The organism is Pseudomonas sp. RL_105y_Pfl2_101 (assembly GCF_963970585.1).
GTDB lineage: Bacteria > Pseudomonadota > Gammaproteobacteria > Pseudomonadales > Pseudomonadaceae > Aquipseudomonas.
In genome coordinates this window covers 1-2,662 of the sequence record NZ_CAXAPG010000093.1, presented here as the reverse complement: position 1 = coordinate 2,662, position 2,662 = coordinate 1, and the positions used below count along the sequence as shown (strand labels likewise).

Sequence of the window (2,662 nt, the reverse complement as noted above, 5' to 3'; positions counted from 1 at the left end):
GCTTGTTCAATCGCGATGTGTTTCGCCGCACCCAGCATGACAACACACAACGCTGGTGGCGCTGGCGAAGCCTGGGGTTGCCGGTGGAACAGGTGCTGTTGTTGGGGCCGGCTGGGGATGATCAAGAACATTACCAACGCCTGATGGAAAACACGCCCTTGCCCCCATCACCGGCCACCTCCGATGCGGCGACGCCCGGTCGGCGTTGCCCCGTGATACTGGATAAGACCGTCGAACGCGCTCCAGCGCTGGCGCAACACTTGGCCCGGTTGGTCCTGGGGCTTGACGCGGTATCGGAACGCTGGCCGAGGTTGCGGGCGATTGCCTGGGTGGGCGACGAGTCCGGCCTGGCTGCTTTTGAAAAGATGCTGGAAGACAACGGCGCCGCGCCGCCCAAGGTGCGCTTGCCCTTGCAGGACCTGGCTGGCCTGGACGAACTGATCGACATCTTCAATCACGAATGCCGTAAGCCGGACGATTGGCTGCTGTGCGCTGGAGTGGTGTCGATGCAGAGCGCCGAAGAAGCAGTGCCGCCCGGCGAAGGCGGCTTCGTCTGGCTGGTGAGTCGGCAGGGTCAACAGCTGTTGCATCGGGGCGAATACCTGTTGAGTGAAACCAACGAGCCGCCCGCTGACCTCTGCGCACAGATGCAGCGTTATGCCGGGCTGCAAACACCGCCGCCGACGTGTCTGGCCATGGATCAGGCCAGCCAGGAGGCTTTCCTGGGCGGTTGGTCGGCGGTAGAGCATCAACTGACCGGGCACTGGGGCGCCTTGGCGCAGCTGGCGCCGTTTATCGGCATGTCGTTGGCGTTGTTGCAGGCAAAGGAGGCTGGGCAGCCCTGTGGCTGGCTAAGCCAGGATGCGGACAAACGATTGGCTATAGGAGTGGCAAAGCCTTATGGCAATGAATAACGGCGAGCCCAAGGGCTCATTGATCGGGTTGGGATCAGGCTACCTCCTGGTCATGACGTTCATGGTCATACTCGGTTGCCTACTGTATCGCTTGGCTGGTCACCACCTCGGTTGGCCGCCAGTACCGCTCCAGCAATTGGTGTTGTGGGGACTGGGCGCATGGTTGGCGCTCGTTTTGTTCTGCCCGACGATTCTGCTGGCCTGGGATCGTTTGGCGGTTCGCCAGGCGGAGCGGACCACGCAGGGCATCCATGGCGGCACCTCCACCTCCCGATTGAATCCGCAACCTGATTCGAAAGACGACGAAGAGAAGTTGATCAGGCTCCGCGAGCACCTACGCTTCCAATACGGCCCCCTCTGGCGCCACAAAGTCCGCCTCCTGCTCATCGTCGGCGAACCCACCCAAATCGCCGCCATCGCCCCGGAACTGGAAAAAAAGAAATGGCTCGAAGGCGAACGCACCGTGCTCCTATGGGGCGGCAGCCTTCAAGAAACGTTGGAAACCCCACTGCTGAACCAATGGCTCACCCTGCGCCGTGGGCGGGCGTTCGATGGGGTGGTCTGGGCGTTGGACAAACCCCAAAGCACCGACGACGCGGCGATGGCCAAGGCCCTGCGGCACTTGCACGACCTGGCGCGGCAGGTGCGGCGGCGGTTGCCCTTGCATGTGTGGCAGGTCTGCGAAAGCGCCTGGCCGCAGGACAAGCGCGAGACCCAGACCGTGGGGTGTTTGTTGCCGGCGCGGGTCACGGCGCCGATGTTGGAGACGAATCTGAGTAACCTGCTGGGTCCCTTGCGTCATGAGGGGCTGGAGCAGATGCAGGTCAACAAGCAGATGCACCACGATTTCCTGCTGCGCCTGTCCCGGGATCTGAAGGTCGAGGGTATTGCCCATTGGCGTCAGGCGCTGGCGCCGTTGTGGGGTGGATTGAACCCGGGGGTGCTGCTGCGCGGGCTGTGGTTCAGCCTGCCGCTGTCCGTGACGCACAGCAGTGAAAACCTGCACTTCTGGTGGCCGGATCCGGCCTGGCATGGCGTGCAGCGCGACAAGGCCGTCGGCGCTCGCCTGGGCTGGGGCGTACCGCGAATCGCTTATGCGCTGTTCATGGGCCTGGCATTGGTGGGCATCGCGGGGACGGTGGTCTCCTTCGTGAGCAACCGGGCGCAGATCGTCCAGGTGCAATCGCTGTTGACGGCCTTGCAAGCGTCATCAACGCAAGAAGAGCAACTGCTCGCGCTGAACGAACTGGCCCGCGAGTTGGCGCGCTTGGATCACCGCGTCGCGCACGGCGCGCCGTGGCATCAACGCTTTGGCTTGAACCGCAATGAAACATTGCTTGAGCTGCTGTGGCCACGTTATGTCGAGGCCAACAACCGCCTGATCCGCGACCCGGCGGAGGCGCGGTTGCGCGAGCAACTGAGCGCCCTGGTCCAACTCGCACCGGGCAGCCCCGAACGGGCCGAGCGCACTCGTGACGCCTACGATCAGCTCAAGGCGTACCTGATGATGGCGCGCCCGGAAAAAGCCGAGGCGCACCTGTTGGTCAAGACCCTGGGCCACGTCGAGCCCGCGCGTGACGGCATCGCCCCCGGCCTCTGGCAAACCTATGCACCGAACCTCTGGCAGTTCTACGCCGAGCAATTGCCCGCGCACCCGGACTGGCGCATCGAGGCCGATTCTCGCTTGGTGGCGCAGGTGCGCCAGGTGTTGCTCGATCAGATGGGCCAACGCAACGCCGAGGCCAGCC

The 2,662-nt window shown here is 63.8% G+C and carries 2 protein-coding genes; both read left to right on the top strand.

Going from position 1 to position 2,662, the window contains the following annotated elements; translation table 11 throughout:
* The coding region (locus tag AACY31_RS28445; RefSeq protein ID WP_339505602.1) for a hypothetical protein at positions 1-914 on the top strand (914 nt) is incomplete at its 5' end.
* On the top strand, positions 901-2,662 hold a 1,762-nt coding region (locus AACY31_RS28440), incomplete at its 3' end, for an ImcF-related family protein (protein WP_339505601.1). The genes AACY31_RS28445 and AACY31_RS28440, both read left to right, overlap by 14 nt.